This is a genomic window from Streptomyces sp. NPDC030814 (assembly GCF_055572155.1).
This window is the reverse complement of sequence record NZ_JBVIDX010000001.1, coordinates 380318-405909: the sequence shown is the minus strand read 5'-3', so window position 1 is coordinate 405909 and position 25592 is coordinate 380318. Positions and strand designations below refer to the sequence as shown.

Genomic DNA, 25592 nt, shown 5'->3' with positions numbered 1-25592 from the left:
TGCCTGGAACGGTCGGGGGCGTGGGTGCTGTCTCCCCCTGGATGCCGAACGCGCGCGGCCCGCGACATCGCGCGCTTGCGTACGCCCCCCCGTGTGGCCCGGTCTACTCAGCGGTGCAGACCATCTGGATCTCGACCGGACTGTTGAGCGGCAACCCGGCGACACCGATCGCGGTGCGAGCGTGTCGTCCGTTCTCGCCCAGCACCTCGATGAGCAGTTCACTGGCCGCACTGGCGACGTTCGACTGCTCACCGAAGTCCGGCGTACTGGCCACGAAGACCAGCATCTGCACGATCCGAACCCGGTCCAGATCTCCTACTGCCAGCACAGCGGCGGCCAGACAGTTGAGCACGGCATGACGGGCGAGTGACCGCGCCGTCTCCAGCTCGACGTCCCGGCCGACGACCCCCTGACCCAGCAACCAGCCGTCCTTGTAAGGCAGTTGGCCCGAGATGTAAATGCTGGAGCCCACCGTCCGGTGGTGCACGTAGTACGGGTTGTCACGGAGCTCGGGAAGGGCCAGACCCAGGGCCTGAAGCCGACCGGAAGCCGAGCCGGTGTTCGCCGTCGGAGCCACGGACTGGCTCATTCGGCCACCTCCTGGAACGGAACAGGGCACAAACCCACGCAGTTCGCCATGGGAACCCACTTGGTACGAATCTTGATCATCTGCACTCGGTCATTCCCTCGAGCAGCAGGGGCGACAAAGCAGCGTATTGCGGCTTAAAACCGCCATCTCATTGTCGTTTGTCGACCATATGGGGGCCCGTCGAGCACTGTCAATACAGACTTCAACCTCGAGGTCGACCTCAGAACACCACGTGCGGCCCGACTCGCCGCCGCTGGAAGCGACGGCCGACGCCGCGCTCCGGCTCGCCGGATGAGGGCCTCTGCCGCCCGGGAGACGGCGGTCCGGTATGCGCGGGGGTGGGGAGATTGCTCGAGGGAGGGGCCCCGGCGCGACATGGCCGCCAGGCAGCGCCATGCGGGCCGGCTCCTGCACTCACGCCGCACGTACGGCATGCAGCCGGAGACCCTCGCCTGCCGATGACACCCGGTTGGCGGGGGTTCTCAGGGCGAGGCCCCAGCCGACCGCGCCGCCCTCTGCCGGAAGAGCGGATCAGCCCGCACAGCCCCCCGTCGTAAACGCCTCGCCGCCCCTACCCGTCCCACGGCGCCCGGCACCCGGCACCCGGCACCCGGCACCCGGCACCCGGCACCCGGCACTCAAGATCGGCTACAACCGCGATGACCGTGCGGGCGGCTTGATCCTGACCTTCCGCATTCGTCTACGCCGTCACGGTGCCGAGCGGCTCGGACACCTCACGCAGACGGCACGGCCTCACCCATGCCTGGGCGGGCGTTCCCCCGCATCTCCCGGCTGGGCTCGGAGCCCCATGGGGAAATGGGCAGCCAGTTCCTGGCGGAAGGCGTCGATGTCGCCTTCCAGGGCGACCGTCGCCAACCTCTCGTGCTCGACGACCAGTTGATGCGGGTTGTCGCTGTAGGTGCGGTGATCGACGCTGAGGTGGAGGCGCAGCTTGGTCTCCCAGCCGTTCCAGAGACTCTGCAGGACGCCGTGCCCCGAGAGGTCGTAGAAGAGCCGGTGGAAGCGAAGGTGCGCGTCGATGCTGGCCGGGATGTCGTCCTTCTCCATTGCCCGGCGGAGATCCTCGACGGTTTGCAGCAGCTGGGGCCGCTCAGGGCCGCGCAGCGCTTCGGCCGAGAGCTCGGCGGCGTACGGTTCGACACGTAGCCGGACCGAGTCGATCTCGGCGACCTCCCGAGCACTCACCTCTACGACGAACGCCCCCCGGTAGGGGATCTTGACGACGAGCCCTTCCTCCTCCAGCTTGGTCAGCGCCTCGCGCAGCGGAGACCGGCTGATGCCGAGATCCCCGGCGATGTGCGCCTCGCGCAGCTGGCCACCAGGAGGTACGGTCCCGTCGAGGATGGCGGCACGCAGTGTCCGGTAGACGCCCTCCGGCGTCGTCGTCCGCTGCTCCTGCCACTCGAACTTGTGGCCCACCCGCCGCCTCCCTCGGTACTTACCGACCACTTGGTCGTTTGTCGACTATACCTCCGCCGGTTTTGCGTCCACACCTGAAGTCGGTTGTCCAGCACGGAGATCCTCTGACCCTCAGCACCTTCCGGCTCACAGGTCGCGGCGTCCGCGTCCCCCTGAAGCCGTTGACAGCCCATCCCATTTGGTCGACAATCGACCAACCGAATGGTCGACAATCGACAGAGCGGCCACGCTGAAGCCCTAGGAGGACCAGTGGGATTCGATCTCAAGCCCAAGTTCGTGACGTTCGACATGAATGGAACGCTGATCAAGTTCAGCATCAACGACACGATGCGTGAGGTCCTGGGCGACCGGCTGCCGGCCGAGGTCGCCGATGATTACCTGCGGATCTGCAAGGCGTACCGGATCGACGAGTGCACGGGCGCGTACCAGCCGTTCCACCAGGTCGTCGCGCGTTCCATGGAACGCGCCTCGCGCAGCGTCGGTCTCGAGTACCGCGAGGACGAGGCGCGGGCGGTGTACGAGCGCATCCCCACCTGGGGCCCGTACCCCGGTGTCACCGAGGCGCTGAACCGCCTGGCCGAGGCTGTCCCGCTGGTCATCATCACGAACAGCGACACCGAGCACGCCGTGCGCCTCGCGGAGAACCTCAAGGCACCCTTCGAGGTCGTCATCAGCGCCGAGGAGATGGGCGTCTACAAGCCACGGCTTCGCGCGTTCGAGTACATGTTTGACAAGCTCGGCGTGACACCCGACGAGATCGTGCACGTCTCCGCGAGCCCGATGTACGACCATCGCTCCGCAGCCGTCATGGGCATCGAGAACAAGGTGTACGTCGACCGCGGATTCGAGTACGACGAGCACTGGCTCGGCTACGAGCGGATCACCGACATCGCCGACCTCCCGGTTCTCTTCGGCCTCCCGCGTCCCTGACGCATGCTCGCAAGGGAGCGGCGATCGCATGGGCTCCCTGGAACATCCAGGTCCACGTCGTCGCTCCGGGCCTCATCGCGACTCCGCTCCTCGGAACCCCCTTCGAGCTGCAGGTCCGGCCCCGAGGAGATCGCCGACGCCGTGCTCTTCCTCGCATCGTCTGAGTCCTCGTACTTCACGGGGGGGCACTCGCCCCGGCAACGGCGGCTGCACCGCCTTCCAGCACCGGTCACACGGTTCCCAGACACATGAGAAGGACGCACATGAACGCGCTTGCGGCACCACCCCGAAACGGAGAGCTCGGCTTCTGGGTGGCCCAACTGGCTGAGAGGAGGCCGTCGTTCCCCCGCTTCACCGGCCAGGACTTCGTTGACGTGGCCATCGTCGGCGGCGGCTACACCGGTCTGTGGGCGGCGTACTTCGCCAAGAAGCTCGAACCGTCGCTCTCGGTCGCCGTCTTCGAGGCCGAGCAGGTCGGCTACGGCGCGTCAGGACGCAACGGTGGCTGGCTCTCGGCCATGCCGCCGGGAAACCGTGCCACCTTCGCCCGCGCCGGCGGAGGGCTGGAGGCGAGCCGGGCGCTGCAGCAGGAGTTCGTCGCCGGTGTCGACTCCGTCCTGGACATCCTCCAGGACGAGGGCATCGATGCCGATCAGCACAAGGGCGGCGCGCTCGTCGCCGCCCACACCAGGGCGGGGCTGGGCCGGCTTGTCACCAGGCGTGATGCCGACCTGAAGTACGGGTTGACCGACGACGAGGTCCACCTGCTCGACCGGGACGAGTTCCGTAGCCGGATCAACATCTCCACCGTCCACGGCGGGCTCTTCTACAAGCACTGCGCGCGGATCCACCCAGCGAAACTCGTCCACGGCCTCGCCGACACCCTGACCTCCATGGGGGTCAGCATCTACGAGGGCAGCCGCGTGGACAGTGTCGAGAGCAAGACGCTCACCCTGGGGAACGGACGCGTCACCGCGGCGAAGACGTTCATCTGCACCGAAGGCTATTCGGGACAGTTGCTCGGCAGCCGGACCCTGATCCCGGTCAATTCCTCGATGATCGTGACCAAGCCCCTGCCGGAGGAGGCGTGGCAGCAGATCGGCTGGGACGGGCCCCAGTGCCTCAACGACTCCGCGCACACGTTCATCTACGCCCAGCGGACGTCGGACGGCCGTATCGCCATGGGGGGCCGTGGTGTCCCCTACCGCTTCCGGTCCGGCACGGGAGGAGCCGGTGCGACCGCCCAGTCCACCATCGACCTGATCTCGCACAAGCTCGGTTCCTTCTTCCCGGGCATCCCCTTCGAGGTGGACCACGCCTGGTCGGGAGTCCTGGGCGTCACGCGGGACTGGAACGGCGGCGTGCTCTGGGACCCGGCGGCGGGGATCGGGTCGTCCTCCGGCTACGCGGGACACGGTGTCACGGCAGCCTATGTCGGCGGCAGGACTCTCGTGGAGCTCGCCTTCGAGAAGGAAACCGAACGGACCATCCTGCCCTGGGTCGGCTACCGGGCACGGAAGTGGGAACCGGAACCCATCCGCTGGCTGGGCGTTCACGCCATGTACCGGCTCTTCGGTATTGCCGACCAGTGGGAAGAGCGCAGGGGTTCCAGCAAGACCTCACTGCTGGCCAGATTCGGCAGCCGGCTCGCCGGACTTCACGAGTAAACGCAAAGGAACTGCTCACATGGACGCACAACTCGCTGTCATCGGCCTGGGCAGCATCGGAAGCATGGCGCTGTGGCAGGCCTCCCGGCTCTCCGACTCGGTAGTGGGCTTCGACGCTGCCACCCCGGCCCACGGCCGCAGTGCCGTGGGCGGGGACACCCGCCTGTTCCGCATGGTCTACCTCGGCAGACCCGACTACTACCCCATCATCGAACGCTCCCGCGGCCTGTGGGCCGAGCTCGAAGCGGAAACCGGGCAGGACATCCTCATACCTACCGGAGGGCTGTCCATCGGGACGGCGAACGGCAGCTTCATCAACAGCCTCCTCGAAGCAACGCGTACCACCGGAGCCGAGCACCGCGTCCTCAGCCGGGAGGAGATGGCGGAACGCTACCCCCAGCACAACCTCCGCCCCGACGACTGCGCCGTCCATGACCCTCGTGCCGGCGTCCTGCGCACCGACCGCGCCGTCAGCGCCGCCGTCGCGGCGGCCCAGGCAGGCGGCGCCACCGTCCTGCAGAACACACCCGTGGACAGCATCACCGAAACCGACCACGGCGTGGTCGTCACCTCCGGCGACAGAACCTGGACCTTCGAGAAGGTCATCGTCGCCTCGGGCGGCTGGTCCCGACGGCTCATGCCCGACCACCTCAAGGCCGTCACGGAAACCCACCGGCTCGTCCTGACCTGGTTCATCGCCCAGGACGGCACACAGTTCTCGCCGGAGAACTTCCCCGTCTTCAGCCGGCTGTACGACGATCGCTCCCTGTACGGCGCACCCGCCGTCGACGGTGTGACGGTCAAGGCATCGGTGGACGGACCGCTGGCCGGGCGCGCAAGGGCAACCCCCGACCCGGACTCCGTGCCCCGAGAACTCACCCGGGAAGAAATCGAAAAGGTCACCGACATCGTCACGGAGTTCTTCCCCGGCCTGATCCCCACCATCGTGCGCTCCGACGCCTTCCCCGACCTCTTCACCGAGGACAGGCACCCCCTCCTCGGCCGGGCGGACGAGAACAGCAGGATCTACTGCGCCACCGGATTCTCCGGAAAGGGCTTCAAAATGGCCACCGCCTATGGCCACATCGCCGCACACGAGGCACTGGGCAAACAGACCATGGAAGGCCTGGAGTTCATGCGTCCGAACCGGTTCAAGACCAGGTAGCCCACAGCCTCGGTCCCTCCCGCCGGCAGCGGAGGCCGATGCGCTGACACCGTTTCGACGCGCCCGGCGCCCCACCGTGATGGCACGACGGCGGGGACCCGCCTCCCGCTCTACGTCCCTTCCCTGCCCCCGTCGCGCGACACGCGGCCGTCCCGGTCGGCCTTCTCCGTCCCCTCCGCGCGAACCGTCCCCTCCGCCCGGACCGTCCGCTCCGCCTCGTCCGCCAACCGCACCAGTTCCGCCACCGGCATCGAACCGGCGGCCCTGCGCTCGCGGGCGAAGGTGTTCGCGAGGCGCTGCAGCAGTTCGTTCAGCGGGGTCGGTACGCCGTGCAGCCGGCCGAGCAGGACGATCTCGCCGTTGAGGTGGTCGGCCTCGATGGTGCCGGTGCCCCGGGTGAGGGACTGCCAGGAGGAGCCGCCGCCACGCGGGGCGCCGTCCAGCGGCACCAGGGTGATCTTGTCGCCCCTGACCCTCCGCTGTTCCTCGACGCTCGTGTACACGATCCCCGCGGCGTCGAGCACTCGTTCGCCCTCGGCGCGCACCCGGGTGAACAGTGCCCTGGCCTCCTCGCCCTCGACGGGGCCGCTCAGGGCCTCGAGGGCGTTGCCCAGGTTCCCCAGCAGTTTGGCGTACTGCCAACGCTGGACGTCCGGTACGACGGGGGCCTCGAACCGGGACGTCTCCAGGTCGGCGGCGATGAGGTGGGCGGTCTCGTCGGTGCCGTGGGGGTGGCGGCCCAGGTGGAGCATGCCGGTGAGCGGGGTGCCTGCTGCCGACACGACGCCCGGCTCCACGAAGGTGGCGGGCAGCCATACGCAGACGCCGTACACGCGCCGGAAGCGGCGCAGGGCGAGCCGTCCGCTCTCCACGCCGTTCTGGGCGCAGACCAGGGGAAGACGCTCGGCCGCCGTGCCGCCGTCGGCCACTGGCGCGGGCCCCCAGGCCGCGAGGGCCGCCTCGGTGTCCTGGGTCTTCACGGCGAGGAGGAGGACGTCGTCGGGACGGAGCTCGCCGAGTGCGGCGGGCCCGTCCACCGTGGGGAGGGGATAGGTGTGGTCGCCGTCCGGGGTCCTGAGACGGAGGCCGCGTTCGCGCAGGGCCGTGTACTGGACGCCGCGGGCGACGAGCACGACCTCATGGCCGGCCTGGGCCAGGCGCCCGCCTATCGCGCCGCCCACCGCGCCGGCTCCGATGACGAGGTAACGCATGGTCAGCTCCCGGTCGAGGTCAGCTCGGCCATCTTCACGACGGTGTTCCAGTTGCGCGTGGTCGCGATCAGACCCTTCAGCAGGCGCGGCTTCGACAGCGCTTCCGCCAGCTTGGAGCGGCCGAGGCCCTCGGGGGTGTACAGGTACAGCGACCGGTCGCCGAGCCTGAACTCCTCGGGCAGAAAGGCGGACCGGTCGAGTCCGGCGAAGCGGTCCTCCCCCACCTGCTCGGAGAAGTAGGTCACGTGCAGCTGCTTGCCCTCCAGCTCGGCCGCCGGGAACGGGCAGGCGGCCCGTACCGCCTCCAGATAGGCGTGGTCGCGCACCAGGACGTCCACGGTGAAGCCGAAGTGCTTCTCGATGGCGGCGGCGATCTCGGCGGCGAGGGAGTCCTCGTCGCCGTGGTCGCTGGTGAAGACCGCGTTGCCGCTCTGGAGATAGGTGGCCACCGCGTCGTGCCCGAGGCCCGTCAGCAGCGTGCGGAGGTCGGCCATCGGGACCTTCTTGCTGCCGCCCACGTTGATTCCGCGCAGCAGCGCGGCGTACGTCGTCATGGACTCACGATAGGCACGTCGACGCCGGTCGTACGCCCTGCCGAGGTGGGTGCGCCCCTGATGCGAGGCCCCGAGAGCGCGGGATAGGTGTAAGGGGTCACCGTCCTCCCTGGTGGGGAGGCGACGGGGTCCGAGGGGTGGAGGCTCCGGGGCCCGGGTTCACCGAACAGCACGACGAGATGGGTTTATGTGGCCCATACCTTCGAGACGGAAGGTGGCGGCAGGGGGTCGCCACCGCTCACGAGGGGGCTTGCCCGTCATGGGGAACGGAGACATACGGGTGCGGGGAATCGCCGCCCGGGCCGGTGGCTGGAGCGCCCGGCACCGATGGGCGGCCGTGGGGATCTGGCTGCTGTTCGTCGTCCTGGCGATGGGGATCGGCTCGGCGGCGGGCCGGGTCGACGTCCGGGACAGCGACCAGCTCAAGGGCGAGACCAGTACGGCCGCCCACATCGTCGAGGAGGCGGGGATCGAGGAACCGGCGAGCGAGTCGGTCCTGATCCAGGCGAAGGACAAGGGGCTCAAGGCCACGGACGCGGAGTTCCGGGCCGCCGTGGACGCGGTGATCAAGGCCGTCGACGGTACCGGTCAGGCCGGCGGCATCACCTCGCCCTACGACACGGGGACCATTTCGAAGGACGGGCGCAGCGCGCTCGTGCAGTTCGATGTGAAGGGCGACTCGGAGACCGCCGGTGAGCGCATCGAGCCGGTGCTGAAGGCCGTCGAGGGGGTGCAGAAGGAGCACGGGCAGGTGCGGGTCGAGGAGATCGGCGGCGCCAGCATGATGAAGACGTTCGACGACGCGTTCGGGGACGACTTCCAGAAGGCCGAGTACTCCGCCGTGCCCGTCGCCCTCGGCATCCTGCTGATCGCCTTCGGCGCGGTCGTGGCGGCCCTGCTGCCGGTCGCGCTGGCGATCACCGCGATCATGGCGACGATGGGCCTGATGGCCATCGTCAGCCATGCGATGCCGATGAGCGACACCGCCAACTCGGTGATGCTGCTGGTGGGTCTGGCCGTCGGCGTCGACTACTGCCTGTTCTATCTGCGGCGCGAGCGCGAGGAGCGCGAGGCCGGCCGCGACGCGCAGACCGCCCTCAGGGTCGCCGCCGCCACCAGTGGTCGCGCGATCATCGTCTCCGGTGTCACGGTGTGTGTGGCGATGGCGGGCATGCTGTTCACCGGTCTCGCCGAGTTCGAGGCGATGGGCCTGGCCTCGCTGATGGTGGTGGCGGTCGCCATGGTCGGGTCGGTGACCGTGCTGCCCGCGCTGCTGTCGCTGCTGGGCGAGCGGGTCGAGAAGGGCAAGATCCCCTTCCTGCACCCGCAGAGCAAGCTCCGCCGCAACCGGGGCGGCGTGAACCGCGAGAGCCGGTTCTGGACGGCCGTCCTCAAGGGAGTGCTGGCGCGGCCGGTCATATCGACCGTCGTCGCGGCCGGCGCCCTGCTCGCCGTCGCGGCTCCCGCCGTCGGCATGAAGACGCAGAACCTCACGCTGGACCAGGAGTTCGGCGACTCGCTGCCCATCGTGCAGACGTACAACCGGGTCAACGAGGCGTTCCCGGGCGGCTCCGAGCCGGCCGAGGTGGTCGTCAAGGCGAACGACATCAACTCCGCCGAGGTGAAGGCGGCGCTGGCCGACTTCCGTGAGCGTGCGGTCAGTTCGGGTGCCTCGCGCGGCCCGGTCGACATCAAACTGCACGACGAGCAGAACGTCGCCTTCGTGTACGTCCCGCTGGTCGGCGGCTCCGACCTCGACAAGGCGGGCGAGAGCCTGGACAAGCTGCGGGACGAGGTGCGGCCGGCCACGCTCGGGAAGGTGGACGGCGTCGAGGCGCCGATCACCGGGCAGGTCGCCGGTTCGAAGGACTTCAACGACCAGCTGGGCGGGGCGGTCGTTCCGGTCTTCGGGTTCGTGGTGGTCTTCGCCTTCGGCCTGATGCTGCTGTCGTTCCGCTCGCTGACCGTCGCGGTCACGTCGATCGTGCTGAACCTGCTGTCGGTGGGTGCCGCGTACGGCATCCTCGTCGCGGTCTTCCAGCACGGCTGGGGCGCCTCGCTGGTGGGCGCGGAGGGTGTGGGCGCCATCATCACCTGGCTGCCGCTGTTCCTCTTCGTGATCCTTTTCGGTCTGTCGATGGACTACCACGTGTTCGTTGTTTCGCGGATCCGGGAGGCGCGGCTGAGGGGCCGTACGACGAAGGACGCGATCCAGCACGGTGTGGTGACCACGGCGGGGGTCGTGACCAGCGCCGCCGTCATCATGGTCGCCGTCTTCGCGATCTTCGGGACGCTGTCCATGCAGTCCATGAAGCAGATGGGCGTGGGCCTCGCGGCCGCCGTGCTCATCGACGCGACCATCATCCGGGGTGTGCTCCTCCCGGCGGTGATGGCCCTGCTCGGCGAACGCAACTGGTACCTGCCGAAGTGGCTGCACCGCCTCCCGGACCTCACCCACGACGAGTCGCCGGAGCCGGTCCCGGTGTCCCGGGAGGACGACACGGTACGGGTCTGACGGGCCGTCCCGTGCACGGGGGCCGGGGTGCGGTGCGCACCCCGGCCCGTTCCGCGCCGTTCGGCGGTCAGGCCGCCCTGGTGATCGTCTCGGTGACGTTCTCGCGGTCGAAGGAGTCGATCGTGCGGGTGAAGTCCCGGGTCGAGAGCAGCAGTTTGTAGATGATGGCCAGCTCGAAGACGAGGAGCAGGACGCCGGAGACGATGGTCGCCGACAGCACCGAGTCGACCAGCGGGCCGACCATGAAGACCCCCATCTGGAACTCGATACCGCTGATCAGATGGGGACGGACGCGGTGGCGCAGCAGGAAGGACCGTACGCGCAGATAGGCCGGGAAGCGGCGGCGGAACTCCTGGTGGAGGTCGACGACCTGGGCCTGGGGCGCGGTCTGGACGGCCTCGGCGGTCACCGTGCGCAGGTCCTGCTCGATGTCGGCCTCGGGGTTCTCGCGGAGCAGGTCCTCCATGAAGGCGAGTTCGCGCTCGTTCTCGGCGCGGCGGGCCTCGCGGAGCCGGGCCTTGATCTGCTTGCGCATGGTGTGGCGGACCTTGAAGGTCTCCAGGGAGTTGATGTAGCGCAGCGCGTCGCAGCCGATGATGGCGGCGGCGAGCCAGATGTAGAGGGTGTCGCCCGTGCGGTGGTACTGCCCGGCCATCAGGGCCACCGCACACGCCGCCACCCGGATGCGGTCGAAGACGAAGTCGAGCCAGGCGCCGAACACGGAGCCCTGGCCGGTGAGCCGGGCGACCTTGCCGTCCATGCAGTCGAGGATGAAGCTCAGGTGGTAGACGACGGCGCCGGCGATCAGCCAGCGCCAGTCGCCGAGGGCGAAGAAGGCCGCGGACACCAGGCCGAGCAGGAAGGCGCCCCAGGTCAGCTGGTTGGGCGTGATCCTCGTGTATTTCGCCGTGAGCCGTACCAGCGGTGTGGCGACCGGGTCGACGAGAAGCACGGTCCACCAGGCGTCACGCTTCTTCTGCGTGACGCGGCGCACCTCTGCGAGGTCGGGTATGTCTCGGCGCATGGGTCAACTTCCCTGGCGTTCGAAGTGAGTTCAAGGCCAGCTTGGAAGCCGTTCACCCGAGGTACAAGATGTGCCGAGTGCAACCTTTCGGAAGGGGTAACGGTCGTACTCGGCAACAGGGTCAGTGCGCTCACCCCGCAGGACGGGCGTTACCCGAGCGTTATGAAGCGACCGGATCGTTACCTGAATTGCGCCGAGACTTCACGGTAGAGACGCAACCGTCCTGCTTTTTCCTGCATCGTCTCACTATGGCCGGGCCCTGAGCGCGGCCTCGATGAGATCGGCGGCCCGCCGGGTGCCGCCCTCCCGCGCCATCTCCTCCCGCACCTCCTTGAGCCTGCGCGCCACGTCGGGGTCGTCGACGAGGGCGAGCACCGCCTCACGCAGGGTCGCGGCCGTCACCTCCTCCATGGGGAGGTGGCGGGCGACACCGAGGGACTGGAGCATGTCGGCGTTGCCGAACTGGTCGACGGCCTGCGGTACGGCGACCATGGGCGTGGCGGTGGCGAGCCCCTCCTGACTGCCGCCCGCGCCCGCGTGGGTGATGAAGGCGTCGGCCTGCTCCAGGACCGCCAGTTGCGGCACCCAGTCCCGGACCTCGACGTTGGCCGGGATCTCGCCCAGTTCGGCCGGGTCGACATGGCGTCCGACCTGGAGCACCAGGTGCCAGCCCGGCAGGTCGCCGAAGGCCCCGACGCACTCGCGGTAGAAGTCGGGCTGCTTGGTGAAGGCCGAACCGAGTGACACGAGGAGCACCTTCTCGGCACCGGGGGGCCGCTGCCAGTCGCCCTGCGCGGAGCGGTCGCCCTGACAGGCGCCGACGAAGGTGTACCGGCTCTCGTCGACCCGGTCCGCGTGTGGCTGGAGCGCCTTCGGGATGAGGACCAGGGAGCGGGCGGGGCGGCCGACGAAGTCGTCCGGGTGTGCGGTGATCCCGTTCTCGTCCAGCCAGGCCCGGAAGCGGGCGTAGTACGCCTTGCCGCGCTCGGTCTTCTTCGGCTCGGCCCACATCGGCTCGGCGACCTCCTCCTCGTAGCCGTCCCAGGCGACCAGGTTCGGGGAGAGCGAGATCGCCTCGACGCCCCAGCGGTGGGCGAGGACGGGCGCCGGGTAGGCGGTGATGTCGTGCAGCACGAGGTCGGGTTCGTCGCCCTCGTACGCCGCGGCGAGCTGCGGCAGGGCCTGGATCGCGTCGTCGAGGAAGGGCTCCACGTTGTCGAGCAGTTCGCTCCCCCAGGCCGAGGGGTCGGCGTCGGGGCCGGGCAGCGTCGAGTGCCACAGCTTGGGTTCGGCGCCGGTGGCGGTCACCTTCTCGGCGAACGCCGGCGGGATCGCGTACGTGACGCGGTGCCCGCGTGCGACCAGCTCCCGGATCACGTCGAGGCTCGGGTTCACGTGGCCGTGGGCGGCGATGGAGAACATGGCGATGTGGGAGGTCATACGAGGACCCTAGGCGAGACGATACGTCTCGTGCAACTTTATTTTCGGCGCTCAGCGCTGGTAGCGGGCCAGGACCAGGTTTCCGTCCTCCTCCAGGCGGGAGCGCAGTTCGCCGAGGTCGATGGCGCCGCTGTAGTACTCCTGGAAGGCGGGCGTGGCCACCTTGTCCTTCCACTCCGGGTAGCCGCGCACGGACTGGGCGGGCGCGGAACGGAGGTGCGCGGCGAGGGCCGTGCCGGTGGCCCAGTCGTGCTCGGTGGTGTGCAGGGCCGGGTCCTTCAGGGCCTCGGTGCCGGTCGGCAGCATCCAGTCACCGAGGGCGAGGCGGACCATGTTCGGCGGCCGGAGGAGGAAGTCGACGAAGGCGGCGGCCTCCTTCTTGTGGGGGCTGTCCTCGGCGACGGAGAGGGTCTGCGGACTGACGCCCTGGGCGAGGCCCGCGGCGCCGGCGGGGGCGGGCAGCACCTGCCAGTCGAACCCCTCGGGCGCCTGCTGGACGATCTGCTGACGGTAGGAGAAGCCGAGCGGGACCATCGCGTACCTGCCCGCGAAGAAGCCGGGCAGGGTGTCGGAGCCGCCCATGCCGAGCGTGGTGGCCGACGCGCTCCGGTCAGTGTTCACCCCGTAGTGCACGGTCCTCGGCATGACCGCGTCGGCCGCCTCGAAACGGACCTCGACCTTCCCGTCGGCACCCCGATGGAACAGCTGTCCGCCCGCCGACAGCGACAGATTGAGCGTGGCCGACACCGGGTCCTTCAGCGGCCAGGCGACGCCGTACTTCCCGTCGCCGCTCAACTCATCGGCGACCGACCGGAACTCCGACCAGCTCCACGGGTCCTCGGGGGTCGGAACGCGCACGCCGGACTCACGGAGCCAGGTCGCGTTGGCGATCAGGACCCTCGGCTCCTGGAGGAACGGCACCCCGTAGATCCCGTCCCCGAAGGTCGTCGTCTCCCAGCTGTGCCGCGGGATGTCCGCACTGAGCCGCTCGGACAACAGCCCCCGCAGATCGGCCAGATGGCCGCCGTGGGCGAAGTCCGCGAGGTCGTCGGAGGCGTCGTGGATGATGTCCGGCGCCTCACCGCCCTCGAAGGAGGTGAGCAGCTGGTCGTGGACGCTGTCCCAACTGCCCTGCACGTACTCGATCCGGACATCGGGATGCGTGGCGTTCCATTCCCGGACCAGCTCCTTGTTGACGGCGACGGACTCCTCCTGCCACGCCAGGGACTGGAAGCGGAGGGTGACCCGGCCGTCGTCGGAGCCGTCGCCGCCGTCCGCCGTGCAGCCGGCGGCGAGCAGACACAGCAGCAGCACCGCCGTGAGCCATCGGGGACCGCGCATCAGCTCTTCACCGCCCCTGCGAGCATGCCGCCCGTGATCCGTCGCTGGATGAGCGCGAACACGACCAGCGAGGGCAGCGTCGCGAGGAACGCGGCGGCGGCCAGCGGGCCGAGATCGGCGACGCCCTCGGCGCCGATGAAATGGGTGAGGACCACCGGGAGGGTCTGCTTCTCCGGGGTCTTGAGCAGCACCAGCGCGAAGAAGAACTCGTTCCACGCGGTGATGAACGCGAACAGCGCCGTCGCCGCGATGCCGGGCGCCAGCAGCGGAGCCGTCACCGACACCAGGGTCCGCAGCCTCCCGGCCCCGTCGACCGCCGCCGCCTCCTCCAGCTCGACGGGCACGGCCCTGACGTGGCCGACGAGCATCCACAGCGCGAACGGCAGCGCCCACACCACGTACACCATGATCAGTCCCGGCACGGAGTTGATCAGCCGGAGGTTCTTCAGCACCAGGAACAGCGGAATGATCACCAGCACGAACGGGAACGCCTGGCTGACCACCACCCAGCCGGTCGCCATCCGCGCCAGCGTGGTGCGGTGCCGGGCCATGACGTATGCCATGGGAGTCGCGACCAGGACGGCGACGACGGCCGCGCCGAGCGCCGCGACCAGCGAGTTGAGCGCGGCGTCCAGCAGCGGCTGTTCGTCGAAGGCCTGCCGGAAGTTGCCGAGGGTCGGGTCGTCGGGGATCCACGTCGGGTGGAGGCTGCCCAGTTCCCGGGCCGGTTTGAAGGCGGTGGAGACCAGCCAGAGGAAGGGGAACGCGAGGAAGACGAGATAGGCGAGGAGCGCCGCGTACTGGCCCGTGCGGGCCGCCCTGCCGGTCCTCATGCCTCACCACCCCGCCGCAGCCGGCCCACCAGATGGAACGCGAGGACGATCGAGATCAGCGCGACCATCACACAGCCCATGGCCGCCGCGTACCCGAACTGCCCGTAGCGGAATGCCTCCTCGTAGGCGAAGAGCATCGGCAGCCGGGTCCGACCGCCGGGCCCGCCACTGGTGAGGACGTACACCAGGGCGAAGGAGTTGAAGTTCCAGATGAGATTGAGGGCGGTGATCGCGAGGGCGACGGGTCTGATGGCGGGCCAGGTGACCGCACGGAAGCGGCGCCAGGCGCCCGCGCCGTCCATCGCGGCGGCCTCATGGAGTTCCCGGGGCGTGTTCTGCAGGCCGGCGAGCAGGGCGACCGTCGTCTGGGGCATGCCCGCCCAGACGCCGACCACGATGACGGCGGGCAGGGCGGTGGCCAGTCCGCTCAGCCAGTCGCGGCCGTCGCCGAGACCGAGGTCGCGGAGCGTCTCGTTGAGGATGCCCGCGTCGGGGTTGTAGACCAGCCGCCACATGATGCCGACGACCACCTCGGGCATCGCCCAGGGGATGATCGCGAGGGCACGTGCCAGCCGGCGCAGCCGTAACCGCTCGTTGAGCAGCAGGGCCAGCCCCAGGGCGAGCAGGAACTGCGGCACGGTCACCCCGACCGCCCACAGCAGCCCGATCCGGAACGACTCCCAGAACAGCGCGTCGTGCAGCAGGTCCTGGAAGTTCAGGGTGCCGATCCACTCGGTGGGCTCCGTGCGGCCCGACTGGGCGTCGGTGAACGCCAGCGCGATCCCGTACAGCAGCGGTCCGACGCTCAGCACCAGGATCGGGATCAGGGCGGGCAGCACCAGGAACCAGGCGCCGTGGTCCAGGGGGCGCCGCTCCCGGTCCGCCGCCGATGTGCGCCGCCTCGCCGGTCGCGGACGCTTCGGCGTCGCGGTCGCCACGGTCATGCCCGTCATGGTGCTGAGGGCATGACAGGCCGTCAAGGCACCGCGCACACGGTCCGACCTGTGCGAATGCGAGACTGACCCCGGAATGGCGTGAACCTGACGCCCGCGAGGGAGCGTCGCCCCACGGACAGGGCCGGAGACGGAGGCGGACGGATGGACGAGGCACGGGCGCGGGACGTCCTGGTGGCGTCGGGCGTGCTGCCCGGCACGGCCGGGGACGCGCGGCTGCTCGCGCTGGGTGAGAACGCGGTGTTCGCCGCCGGTGACCTGGTGGTCAAGGTGGGCCGCGACGCCGAGCTCCTCGACCGGGCCCGGCGTGAGCTTCGGATCGCGGCCTGGCTCGCCGAAGCGGGCGTACCCGCGGTGCGGGCCGCCGAGGCCGAGGCGCTGCTCGTGGACGGTCACCCGGTGACGGTGTGGCACCGGCTGCCCGACTCCGTACGGCCCGCGGGCGCCCGCGATTTGGCCGAACTGCTGCGGCTGGTCCACGCACTGCCCTCCCCCGAGGTCGACCTCCCGCGCCGGGAGCTGCTGGGTGGTGTCGAGCGCTGGCTGCGTCTCGCGGGCGACGCCATCGACCCGGCCGACGCGGCATATCTACGGGAACGCCGGGACGGCTTCACGGCGGCCGCGGCAGCGCTCGTGCCCCATCTGCCGCCGGGGCCCATCCATGGTGACGCCCTGCCCCGCAACGTCCATGTCGGGCCCGACGGGCCGCTCCTGGTCGACCTGGAGACCTTCTCCGGCGATCTGCGCGAGCACGACCTCGTCGTCATGGCGCTCTCCCACGACCGCTACGGGCTGCCGGCCGAGGAGTACGACGCCTTCACCGCCGCCTACGGCTGGGACGTCCGCGCCTGGGAGGGCTGCTCCGTGCTGCGCGGTGCCCGCGAGACGGCCAGCTGTGCCTGGGTCGCCCAGCACGCGCCGAGCAACCCCGGGGCACTGGCCGAGTTCGAACGCCGGGTCGCCTCGCTGCGGGACGGGGACGAGACCGTGCGCTGGTATCCCTTCTGACCGCGGGGGTCAGGTCAGGGTGAGGGCCACTTCGTCGATCTCGGCCGCCCTGGCCAGGGCGAAGCCGCGGTCATGGCCGGTGACGACGAACCCGCACTTGCGAAGGACGCGGACCGAGCCGTTGTTGTCGGCGGCGGCGTGGGCGTACAGCGGCCGGTCCGGGACGAGGTCCAGGAAGGCGGTCAGGGCCGCGGTGGCGATGCCCCGGCCCCAGTGGGCGCGGTCGATCCAGTAGGTGACCTCGCGTTCGTCCGGCGGGCCGAAGACCGCGATGAGGCCGACCACCTCGTCGTCGGCCAGGATCGTGCGCTGCACGATGCCGGGGTCGGCGCTGATCCTCGCCCAGTGGGCGTCGAACTCCGCCCGGTCGTAGTGGTACTTGCCGGTGAAGGCGGCGGCGTGCTGTGCGACCGGGTCGGACTGGTGTGCCCAGAAGTGGGGCAGGTCGCTGTCCTGTGTCTCACGCAGAGCAATCATCCGGGCTGCTCACTCCCTCGGTCGGTGCGGGGCGGGCCGGTCAGGGTGGTCGGTCTATCGGACCGTTTCGTCCGCCGGCTCACGCAGCGGCCATGTCGCGTCCACCACCGCGTCCGCGTTGCCCTTGCGGCGGAGGAAGTCCTGGAAGTCGGCCGCCCATTCGGCGTACCACTCGATCTGGCGGCGGTGCAGCTCGGCGGGGCCGAGGGCGGCCACCTTGGGGTGGCGGTCGGCTATCGCCCGGGCGAGCCGGGCGGCGGCCAGGGCGTCGGCGGAGGCGTCGTGCGCGGCGTCGAGGGGGACGCCGTACTCGGCGCAGACCGCTTCGAGGTTGCGTTTGCCCCGGCGGTAGCGGTCCACCGAGCGGTCGATGGTGTACGGGTCGATGACCGGGGCGGGGTCCAGGCCGCCCAGGCGGTCCCGCAGGGACGGCAGGCCGTGGCGGCGCAGCTCCGCGGAGAGCAGGGTGAGGTCGAAGGCCGCGTTGTACGCCACGACCGGGACGCCGGTCTTCCAGTAGGAGACGAGGACGTCGGCGATGGCGTCGGCGACCTGGTCGGCGGGTCTGCCCTCGGCCGTCGCGCGGGCGTTGGTGATGCCGTGCACCGCCACCGCCTCCTCCGGGATCTCCATGCCCGGGTCGGCGAGCCACTCCCGGTGGCCGACCGGCTCCCCGTCCGTGACCTCGATCACCGCCCCGGTGACGATGCGCGCCTCGCGCGGGTCCGTCCCGGTCGTCTCCAGGTCGAAGCCGATCAGCAGCTGCCGGTGCCAACCCATGCTGGCCCCCCTTCTTGGTGGTGCTTTCCCCCAGTGGCCACCACCATCGCATGCGCCACTGACAATCCGAGGACCGCGTTCCGCTTGCCGCCGCCCGGCCGACGCTCCGGGGGCCGGTCCGGGGGCGCGGCGCGGGTCATGACACCGGGCGCGAGTCGGCCCAGGCCACTTCGAACTCCTCGCGGTACGTATCGAAAAGCCCGGCTTCGCCGTTCTCATCCGCCTTGAGCACCCGGTTGCCGCCGCGCAGTACCAGCACCGGCGCCTCCATGCCGCGGGTGCGGCGCAGATACGTCTGGACGACGGCGACGCCGTCCGATCCGTCGCCGTCCACGAGATAGGCGGTGAAGCGGGGCGTCTCGTCGAAGACCTGGATCTCGAAGGCCCCGGGGTCACGCAGCCGGGAGCGGACCCGGCGCATGTGCAGGATGTTCATCTCGACTGCCCGGCTGAGTTCGCCCCGTTTGATGCCGAGTTCGCGCTCCCGGCGCTTGACCGCGCTCGAGGCCGGGTTGAGGAACAGCAGCCGCACACGGCATCCGGACTCGGCGAGCCGGACCAGCCGGCGCCCGGAGAAGTTCTGCACCAGCAGATTGAGCCCTATGCCGATGGCATCGAGGCGGCGGGCACCGCCGAAGAGGTCCTCGGCGGGGAACTGCCGCAGCAGCCGCACCCGGTCGGGGTGGACGGCGACGACGTCCGCGTACCGGTCCCCGATCAGGTCCTCCACCGCGTCGACGGGCAGCCGGCGCGCCGAGGGGACGTCGCTGCCCGCGCCCAGTATCTCCAGCAGCTTCGCCGAGGCCCGTTCGGCCTGGGCGAGGACGGCCTCGGACAGGGCCCGGTTGCGGGAGACCACGTTCCGGGTGACCTCCAGCTCGTCGAGGGCCAGTTCCACATCGCGCCGCTCGTCGAGGTACGGCTCGAAGCAGGGCCAGTGCTGGACCATCAGCTCGCGCAGCTGGGGCAGCGTGAGGAAGCTGAGGACGTTGTCGTCGGCCGGGTCCAGCAGATAGCCCTTGCGGCGGCTCACCTCGCGCACGGCGACCGCACGCTGCACCCATTCCTGTCCGGCGGGTCCGGCGGCCGCCACCACCCAGTCGTCGCCGTGGACCGGTTCGTAGACGGGGCGCAGCACGGCGGCCACGACGGCGCGCAGCCGCTGTTCGACGAGGTTCAGCCAGATGTAGGCGCGGCCGGCCCGCTGGGCGCGCGTACGCACTTCGAGCCAGGCGTCGGCGTTCCAGTCCAGTTCCGGGCCGATGGATCCCGTCTCCATCGGCCGTGCCAGGGACACCGCGCCGGGTGGGACATCTGTGGAGTTCCCCTCGTGACCCTCGTCACCAGGAGGCAACTCCAGCCCTCCCGAGCCCACCCACGCACCGCCTTCCGCTCCCCCGAGCTCACCCCTACTCAACGATCAAGGAAGGGTACTCCGGGAGCGGGCGGCGGTGCAGCCGGATGGACAGGTCGTTTCTCAACCACCGCATGTCGTACTGGGGTTCCGCTTCCGGGGCGGGCGGGGAGTGAGCCGATTCATATCCTCGCCCCGGCGGGGGGTGAAGTCCGGTGTCGCGGCAAGAAAGACATATGCCGTCGATGGTTCCCCGGTTTGGGGGAGACTCCCTTCGACAGTCGCCACGGCGGCGCGCGACAACGGGAAGAGTGGTATCCATGCAGGTCTGGCCTGGACAGGCGTATCCGCTCGGTGCCACATACGACGGCGCCGGCACCAACTTCGCGGTCTTCTCGGAGGCCGCGGACCGAGTCGAGCTGTGTCTGCTGCACGACGACGGCTCCGAAACGGCGGTGGAACTGCGCGAGACGGACGCGTTCGTACGGCACGCGTATCTGCCGGGCGTCATGCCCGGGCAGCGGTACGGGTTCCGTGTGCACGGCCCGTACGCACCGGAGCGCGGGCTGCGCTGCAACTCCGCGAAGCTGCTCCTCGACCCGTACGCGCGTGCGATCAGCGGCTCCGTCAGCTGGGGGGAGGAGGTGTACGGCTACCACTTCGGGGCGCCCGACCGGCGCAACGACCTCGACTCGGCCCCGCACATGATGACGTCGGTCGTGGTCAACCCCTACTTCGACTGGGGCGACGACCGGCGTCCCCGCACCGAGTACCACCACACGGTGATCTACGAGGCCCACGTCAAGGGCCTCACCATGCGGCACCCGGGGCTCCCCGAGGAGCTGCGCGGTACGTACGCGGCGCTGGCCCACCCGGCGGTCATCGAGCACCTGACGGAGCTGGGGGTGACGGCGCTGGAACTGATGCCCGTCCACCAGTTCGTGAACGACCACCGGTTGGTCGACATGGGCCTCAGCAACTACTGGGGCTACAACACGATCGGCTTCTTCGCCCCGCACAACGCGTACGCCTCCTGGGGCGACCGGGGGCAGCAGGTGCTGGAGTTCAAGTCGGCGGTGCGGGCGCTGCACGAGGCCGGGATCGAGGTGATCCTGGACGTGGTCTACAACCACACGGCCGAGGGCAACCACCTGGGTCCGACCCTGTCGTTCCGGGGCCTCGACAATCCGTCGTACTACCGGCTGACGGACGACCCCCGCTACTACATGGACACGACGGGGACCGGGAACTCGCTGCTGATGCGGTCGCCGCACGTCCTTCAGCTGATCATGGACTCGCTGCGGTACTGGGTCACCGAGATGCATGTGGACGGGTTCCGCTTCGACCTGGCCGCCACGCTGGCCCGGCAGTTCCACGAGGTGGACCGGCTGTCGTCGTTCTTCGACCTCGTCCAGCAGGACCCCGTGGTCTCCCAGGTGAAGCTGATCGCCGAGCCCTGGGACGTGGGCGAGGGCGGCTACCAGGTCGGGAACTTCCCGCCGCTGTGGACGGAGTGGAACGGCAAGTACCGGGACACCGTGCGGGACCTGTGGCGGGGCGAGCCGCGCACCCTCGCCGAGTTCGCGTCGCGGCTCACCGGCTCGTCCGACCTGTACCAGGACGACGGGCGGCGGCCGCTGGCCTCCATCAACTTCGTGACGTGCCACGACGGCTTCACGATGCGGGACCTCGTGTCCTACAACCACAAGCACAACGACGCGAACGGCGAGGACAACCGGGACGGCGAGAGCCACAACCGGTCATGGAACTGCGGGGCCGAGGGCGAGACCGACGATCCCGAGGTGCTCGGGCTGCGGGTCCGGCAGATGCGGAACTTCATCGCCACGCTGATGCTGTCGCAGGGCGTACCAATGCTCAGCCACGGCGACGAGTTCGCCCGCACGCAGCGGGGCAACAACAACGCCTACTGCCAGGACAACGAGTTGTCGTGGGTGCCGTGGCCGTCCGACGGCGACGGGGAGGGCGGCGGCGACGGCACCGATGTGTTCCGGGATCTGCCCGCCTTCACCCGCGCGATGGTCTGGCTGCGCAAGGACCATCCCGTCTTCCGGCGGCGGCGGTTCTTCCACGGGCGGCCCGTGGAAGGCACGCACGACGAGCTCTCGGACATCGCCTGGTTCACACCGGAGGGCCGGGAGATGACCCAGCGGGACTGGGACTCGGCCCAGGCCGGTGCGCTCACCGTGTTCCTCAACGGGAACGCGATCTCCGAGCCGGGTGCGCGCGGGGAGCGGATCACCGACGACTCGTTCCTGCTGATGGTCAACGCCTCGGCGCAGCCGTTGGAGTTCGTGGTGCCGGTCAACCACGGGTGGCAGTGGCAGGTGGTGGTGGACACGGGGCGGGACGACGCGGTCCCCGAGGACGGTCCGAAGCTGGGGGCCGGGGAGCGGGTGACGTTGGTGGACCGGAGCCTGGCGGTGCTGCGGCGGCCGGCGTAGGCGCGGGAAAAACGCACCCCCTCGCGTGTCAGGGCGCTCCAATCCTTCAGGGGCGGGTACGTAGGTCTCTATGACGTCTGTCGTGCCTTCCGCCACTTACCGGCTTCAGCTGCAGCCCTCCTTCCCTTTCGCGGCCGCGGCGGCCACCGTGCCGTACGTCGCCTCGCTCGGGGTGTCGCATCTGCATCTGTCTCCGGTGCTGGAGGCGGTGCCGGGGTCGGGGCACGGGTACGACGTGGTCGATCACGGGCGGGTGCGGGGGGAACTGGGAGGTGAGGAGGGGCTGCGGGAGCTGGCCCGGGTCGCCCGGGAACACGGGCTGGGGCTGGTCGTGGACATCGTGCCGAACCACATGGCGATGGCCCCCCGGTACAACCGGCCGCTGTGGGAGGTGCTGCGGGAGGGGCCGGGCTCGGCGTACGCGCGGTGGTTCGACATCGACTGGGAGGCGCGGGGCGGGCAGGTGCTGCTGCCGGTGCTCGGGGGGCCGCTGGGTGACGAGATCGAGCAGTTCGTCGTCGACGGACAGGAGCTGCGGTACTACGACCATGTCCTGCCGCTGCGGGAGGGCACCGAGAAGCTGCCGCTGCCGCAGCTGCTGGACGCGCAGTGGTACCGGCCGGTGTGGTGGCGGCTGGCCCGCACGGAGCTGAACTACCGGCGGTTCTTCAGCATCTCGGAGCTGATCGGGGTGCGCGTGGAGGAGCCGGAGGTGTTCACGGCGACCCACGCGAAGATCCTGCAACTGCTCCACGAGGGCGTCGTCGACGGGCTGCGGGTGGACCATCCCGACGGGCTCGCCGATCCCGACGCCTATCTGCGGCGGTTGCACGAGGCCACCGGCGGCCGGTGGACCGTCGTCGAGAAGATCCTGGCGGACGGCGAGGCGCTGCCGACGGCGTGGCCGGTCGCGGGGACCACGGGGTACGACGCGCTGCGGCACGTCGACGGGCTGTTCACGGACCCGGCGGGGGCGGGCGAGCTGCTTGACCGGTACCGCCGGTTCACGGCGGCCCAGCCGGACCGCGGAGGCGACTGGGCGGCGACCGCGCGGCGGGCCGCGTACCAGGTGCTCACGCACGAGCTGGCCGCGGAGGTTGACCGGCTCACCCGGGTGGCGCACGGGCTGTGTGAACGCTCCCCCGAGCTGGTGCTGCGCGACCGCGCGCCGTGGGCGCTGCGCACCGCGCTGTGCGAGCTGCTCGTCCGGATGGAGGTCTATCGGCCGTACGCCTCCCAGGACGCGTCCCTGGCCGTCACGGAGGAGGCCGCCGCCGAGGCGCGGGCGGCGTTCGTGGTGCCCGAGGAGGCGCGGGCGGTGGATGTCGTACGGGATCTGGTGCTGGGACGGTTCGGGGACGGGCCGGAGCAGGTGGAGTTCCGGACGCGGTTCGCGCAGACCTCGTCGGCGTTGCGGGCCAAGTCGGTGGAGGACACGGCGTTCTACCGCTATGTGCCGCTGCTGTCCGCGAACGAGGTGGGCGGGAATCCCGGGAGCCCCGCCGTCTGCCCGGAGGACTTCCACGCCTACTGCGCGCGGGTGCAGCGGGACTGGCCGGTCACCGGGACGGTGCTGTCGACGCACGACACCAAGCGCAGCGCGGACGTCCGGGCGGCGATCGCGGTGCTCGGCGAGTGCCCTGAGCGGTGGGCCGACGCGCTGGCGGAGGTGGCAGGGGACGGCGCGGGAGTGCCGGACGCGCAGCTGGCGTGGGCCGCGTGGCAGACGGCGTTCGGGCTCGGGCCCGCCGAGGCGTCACGACTGGAGGGGGCGCTGCTCAAGCATGTGCGGGAGGCGGGGCTGCACACCTCCTGGACCGAGCAGAACCCGGAGTACGAGCGGACGGTGGCCGCATTCGTGGCACGGGGCCCGGCGGTGGACACGCGGGTCACCGAGGGGCTGCGGTCCGAGCTGGAGCCGTACATCCGCGCGAACGCTCTCGGTGCGGCCCTGGTGCAGCTGACCATGCCGGGCGTGCCGGACGTCTACCAGGGCACGGAGGGCGAGTACCGGGCGCTGGTGGACCCGGACAACCGGGCGCCGTTCGCCCAGCGGGACGGGGGCTCGGACAAGTTCCGGGTCACCGTGGCCGCGCTGCGGCTGCGGCAGCGGCGGCCGGAGGTGTTCGGGGACGCGGCGACGTACGCGCGCCTGACGGCGGACGGGCCGGCGGCCGGGCACTGCGTGGCGTTCGCGCGGTCCGGCGCGGTGCTCACGGCCGTCACGCGGCTGTCGATGCGGCTCGCGCAGGCCGGGGGCTGGGCCGGCACGCGGCTGGCCCTGCCGGACGGGCGGTGGGCCGACGTCCTCAACGGGGAGCGGGAGTTCACGGGTGAGGTGCCGGTGGCCGAGCTGTTCGAGGGGCTGCCGGTGGCGCTGCTGGAGCGGGTCGGCGCAGGGTAGCGGCGGATCCCGGACCGGGTCGCCGTGAATGCCCCTGGGCGCCCCTGGGAGGCGCCCCGCGCGCCGACGGACACTGCAGGCATCCCCGCACTCGATCCTTCGGGTACGGGGATGCCTGTGCTGGTGGACTGGACGGGGGGTGGGTCCGCTGTTGGAGCCCGGTTATCACACGGTGGCGGAACTGGACGCACGCGCCAGGGAGTTGGTGGTTCGCCGGCCGAACGTGTGCGCCCTCAGGAGAATCGGTGTCTCGCGGGCGGGCCGGCCGCTGCGGCTGCTGTCCGTCGGCCATGCGAGACGCGCCGTCCTCGTCGTGGCGGGCGCCCACGCGAACGAGCCGACGGGCGGCTCGACGGTGCTGGCGCTCGCCGAGCGCGTGGCGCGGGACCGGGAGCTGCGGACGGGGGTCTCCTGGCACTTCGTGCTGTGCGCGGACCCGGACGGGGCGAGCCTGCACACGACGCCGGCGCCGCGCACCCTGCTCGACTACCACCTGGGGTTCTTCCGGCCGGCCGGGCCCGAGCAGCCCGAGTGGTCGCCGTCGGTGCTGCCCCCGCACCGGCTGCCGCCCGAGACACGGGCGCTGCTGACGGTGCTGGACGAGCTGCGGCCGTACCTCCAGGTGACCCTGCACGGCACGGATCTCGGGGGCAGCTGGGTGCAGCTGACGAAGGACGTGCCGGGGCTGGCCGAGCCGTTCGCCAAGTCGGCGGCGGAGCTCGGCATACCGGTGGAGAGGGGCGCGTCCGATGCGGCGGGCTGGCCCGCCTCCGGACCGGGGGTCTTCGTGATGCCGGGCGCCGGTCCCGCGGCGTTCCCGAGTCTGCCGGACGACGCGCGCCACAGCACCTGGTACCACGCCCACCGGTACGGCGGGCTCACCGCGGTCGTCGAGGTGCCGATGTGGGCGAGCGACCTGGTGGACGACACCGCGCCGCACCCGGCTCCGGCCCAGGCCCTGCAAGGGCTGGCCCGGCGGCTGCTCGACGAGGCGGGGGAGGTGGAGCGGATCCTCGACGAGGCGCTGCCGCGGCTGCCGGGCCCCGAGGGGCCGCTGCTGCGGGCCGCCCGGTGGGCGCTGGCGCTGGTGCCGGGGCTGGCCCGGGACTGGGTGGCGGGGCCACCGCCGGATGGGTCGAGGGCGTATGTGGGCAGTGTGGACGCCTTCGGGCGACGGCTCCCGCTGCGGGCGGCGGCGATGCTGCGGCGCGTCCTCGTGGACGCCGGCGACCCGGGGGCGGCGTTGCTGGAACAGCTCGTCGGCGAGTGGTGCGACTCGTTCGCCGACCGGTTCCGCGCGCGGTGGGTGCCGGTGCGGGACCAGGTGGAGCACCAGGTGCGGACGGTGCTGGCGGCGGCCTCCCACGCACGAGGGGACGGGGGGTCCTGAGCGCCCCGGCGGGTGTCGCTCGACGCCGTCGGGCGGCCGCGGCGGCGATGTGGCT

The 25592-nt window shown here is 70.6% G+C and carries 20 protein-coding genes; 8 read left to right on the top strand and 12 right to left on the bottom strand.

Annotated features, from left to right (window positions below):
• Window positions 1-103: 103 nt before the first annotated feature.
• The gene (locus tag ACZ43N_RS01675) at window positions 104-589 is read right to left on the bottom strand and encodes a RidA family protein (protein ID WP_468094337.1); all 486 of its coding nucleotides are present in this window, start codon (window positions 587-589) and stop codon (window positions 104-106) included.
• A gap of 753 nt (window positions 590-1342) precedes the next feature.
• The gene (locus ACZ43N_RS01670) at window positions 1343-2029 is read right to left on the bottom strand and encodes a GntR family transcriptional regulator (RefSeq protein WP_468094336.1); all 687 of its coding nucleotides are present in this window, start codon (window positions 2027-2029) and stop codon (window positions 1343-1345) included.
• 249 nt (window positions 2030-2278) lie between these two features.
• On the opposite strand from ACZ43N_RS01670, the gene ACZ43N_RS01665 reads away from it, so the two are divergent.
• The 3 genes from ACZ43N_RS01665 to solA all read left to right on the top strand — a co-directional run bounded on the left by ACZ43N_RS01665 (window position 2279) and on the right by solA (window position 5791).
• Window positions 2279-2959: a haloacid dehalogenase type II gene (locus ACZ43N_RS01665; protein ID WP_468094335.1), complete on the top strand. Its 681-nt coding sequence runs from the start codon at window positions 2279-2281 to the stop codon at window positions 2957-2959.
• Window positions 2960-3222: 263 nt separating this feature from the next.
• On the top strand, window positions 3223-4626 hold the full coding sequence (locus ACZ43N_RS01660) for an NAD(P)/FAD-dependent oxidoreductase (protein ID WP_468094334.1): 1404 nt from the start codon (window positions 3223-3225) through the stop codon (window positions 4624-4626).
• Window positions 4627-4645: 19 nt separating this feature from the next.
• A complete protein-coding gene (gene solA / locus ACZ43N_RS01655; protein WP_468094333.1) occupies window positions 4646-5791 on the top strand; it encodes an N-methyl-L-tryptophan oxidase in 1146 nt (381 codons plus the stop codon).
• Between the two features lie 110 nt (window positions 5792-5901).
• Here solA and ACZ43N_RS01650 read toward each other — a convergent pair whose 3' ends face one another.
• Both ACZ43N_RS01650 and ACZ43N_RS01645 read right to left on the bottom strand, forming a co-directional pair.
• Complete coding sequence (locus ACZ43N_RS01650) at window positions 5902-7002, bottom strand: ketopantoate reductase family protein (protein WP_468094332.1); 1101 nt, start codon at window positions 7000-7002, stop codon at window positions 5902-5904.
• Window positions 7003-7004: 2 nt separating this feature from the next.
• Window positions 7005-7556, bottom strand: coding sequence for a DUF1697 domain-containing protein (locus ACZ43N_RS01645; RefSeq protein ID WP_468094331.1), 552 nt, complete (start codon window positions 7554-7556; stop codon window positions 7005-7007).
• Window positions 7557-7815: 259 nt separating this feature from the next.
• On the opposite strand from ACZ43N_RS01645, the gene ACZ43N_RS01640 reads away from it, so the two are divergent.
• Window positions 7816-10071, top strand: a complete 2256-nt coding sequence (locus ACZ43N_RS01640) for an MMPL family transporter (RefSeq protein ID WP_468094330.1) — start codon at window positions 7816-7818, stop codon at window positions 10069-10071.
• 67 nt (window positions 10072-10138) lie between these two features.
• Here the strand turns inward: ACZ43N_RS01640 and ACZ43N_RS01635 are convergent, their stop codons facing one another.
• The 5 genes from ACZ43N_RS01635 to ACZ43N_RS01615 all read right to left on the bottom strand — a co-directional run bounded on the left by ACZ43N_RS01635 (window position 10139) and on the right by ACZ43N_RS01615 (window position 15653).
• Window positions 10139-11095: a CDP-alcohol phosphatidyltransferase family protein gene (locus ACZ43N_RS01635; RefSeq protein ID WP_468094329.1), complete on the bottom strand. Its 957-nt coding sequence runs from the start codon at window positions 11093-11095 to the stop codon at window positions 10139-10141.
• A gap of 246 nt (window positions 11096-11341) precedes the next feature.
• Window positions 11342-12535, bottom strand: coding sequence for a glycosyltransferase (locus ACZ43N_RS01630; protein ID WP_468094328.1), 1194 nt, complete (start codon window positions 12533-12535; stop codon window positions 11342-11344).
• A gap of 51 nt (window positions 12536-12586) precedes the next feature.
• Window positions 12587-13876 (bottom strand): ABC transporter substrate-binding protein, encoded by a 1290-nt coding sequence (locus ACZ43N_RS01625; RefSeq protein WP_468094327.1) that lies wholly within the window; start codon window positions 13874-13876, stop codon window positions 12587-12589.
• The gene (locus tag ACZ43N_RS01620) at window positions 13876-14709 is read right to left on the bottom strand and encodes a carbohydrate ABC transporter permease (protein WP_468094326.1); all 834 of its coding nucleotides are present in this window, start codon (window positions 14707-14709) and stop codon (window positions 13876-13878) included. Before ACZ43N_RS01620 ends, ACZ43N_RS01625 begins: the two co-directional genes overlap by 1 nt.
• Entirely contained in the window at window positions 14706-15653 is a 948-nt protein-coding gene (locus ACZ43N_RS01615) for a carbohydrate ABC transporter permease (RefSeq protein WP_468094325.1), read from the bottom strand. Before ACZ43N_RS01615 ends, ACZ43N_RS01620 begins: the two co-directional genes overlap by 4 nt.
• 153 nt (window positions 15654-15806) lie before the next feature.
• On the opposite strand from ACZ43N_RS01615, the gene ACZ43N_RS01610 reads away from it, so the two are divergent.
• Window positions 15807-16670 (top strand): phosphotransferase enzyme family protein, encoded by an 864-nt coding sequence (locus ACZ43N_RS01610; RefSeq protein WP_468094324.1) that lies wholly within the window; start codon window positions 15807-15809, stop codon window positions 16668-16670.
• 9 nt (window positions 16671-16679) lie between these two features.
• On the opposite strand, the gene ACZ43N_RS01605 is transcribed toward ACZ43N_RS01610, so the two are convergent.
• The 3 genes from ACZ43N_RS01605 to ACZ43N_RS01595 form a co-directional block, all read right to left on the bottom strand.
• Window positions 16680-17147 carry a GNAT family N-acetyltransferase gene (locus ACZ43N_RS01605; protein ID WP_468094323.1) on the bottom strand — a complete coding sequence of 156 codons (468 nt, stop codon included), beginning with the start codon at window positions 17145-17147 and terminating at the stop codon, window positions 16680-16682.
• A gap of 54 nt (window positions 17148-17201) precedes the next feature.
• Window positions 17202-17927: an exonuclease domain-containing protein gene (locus ACZ43N_RS01600; RefSeq protein WP_468094322.1), complete on the bottom strand. Its 726-nt coding sequence runs from the start codon at window positions 17925-17927 to the stop codon at window positions 17202-17204.
• 136 nt (window positions 17928-18063) lie between these two features.
• Window positions 18064-19302 (bottom strand): SAV2148 family HEPN domain-containing protein, encoded by a 1239-nt coding sequence (locus tag ACZ43N_RS01595; protein ID WP_468094321.1) that lies wholly within the window; start codon window positions 19300-19302, stop codon window positions 18064-18066.
• Window positions 19303-19601: 299 nt separating this feature from the next.
• Here ACZ43N_RS01595 and glgX point away from each other — a divergent pair, with 299 nt between their 5' ends.
• From glgX to ACZ43N_RS01580, 3 genes are all read left to right on the top strand, one after another.
• The gene (gene glgX, locus ACZ43N_RS01590) at window positions 19602-21743 is read left to right on the top strand and encodes a glycogen debranching protein GlgX (protein ID WP_468094320.1); all 2142 of its coding nucleotides are present in this window, start codon (window positions 19602-19604) and stop codon (window positions 21741-21743) included.
• 70 nt (window positions 21744-21813) lie between these two features.
• Entirely contained in the window at window positions 21814-24147 is a 2334-nt protein-coding gene (gene treY / locus ACZ43N_RS01585; protein ID WP_468094319.1) for a malto-oligosyltrehalose synthase, read from the top strand.
• Window positions 24148-24286: 139 nt separating this feature from the next.
• On the top strand, window positions 24287-25537 hold the full coding sequence (locus ACZ43N_RS01580) for a M14 family zinc carboxypeptidase (protein ID WP_468094318.1): 1251 nt from the start codon (window positions 24287-24289) through the stop codon (window positions 25535-25537).
• Window positions 25538-25592: the final 55 nt, after the last annotated feature.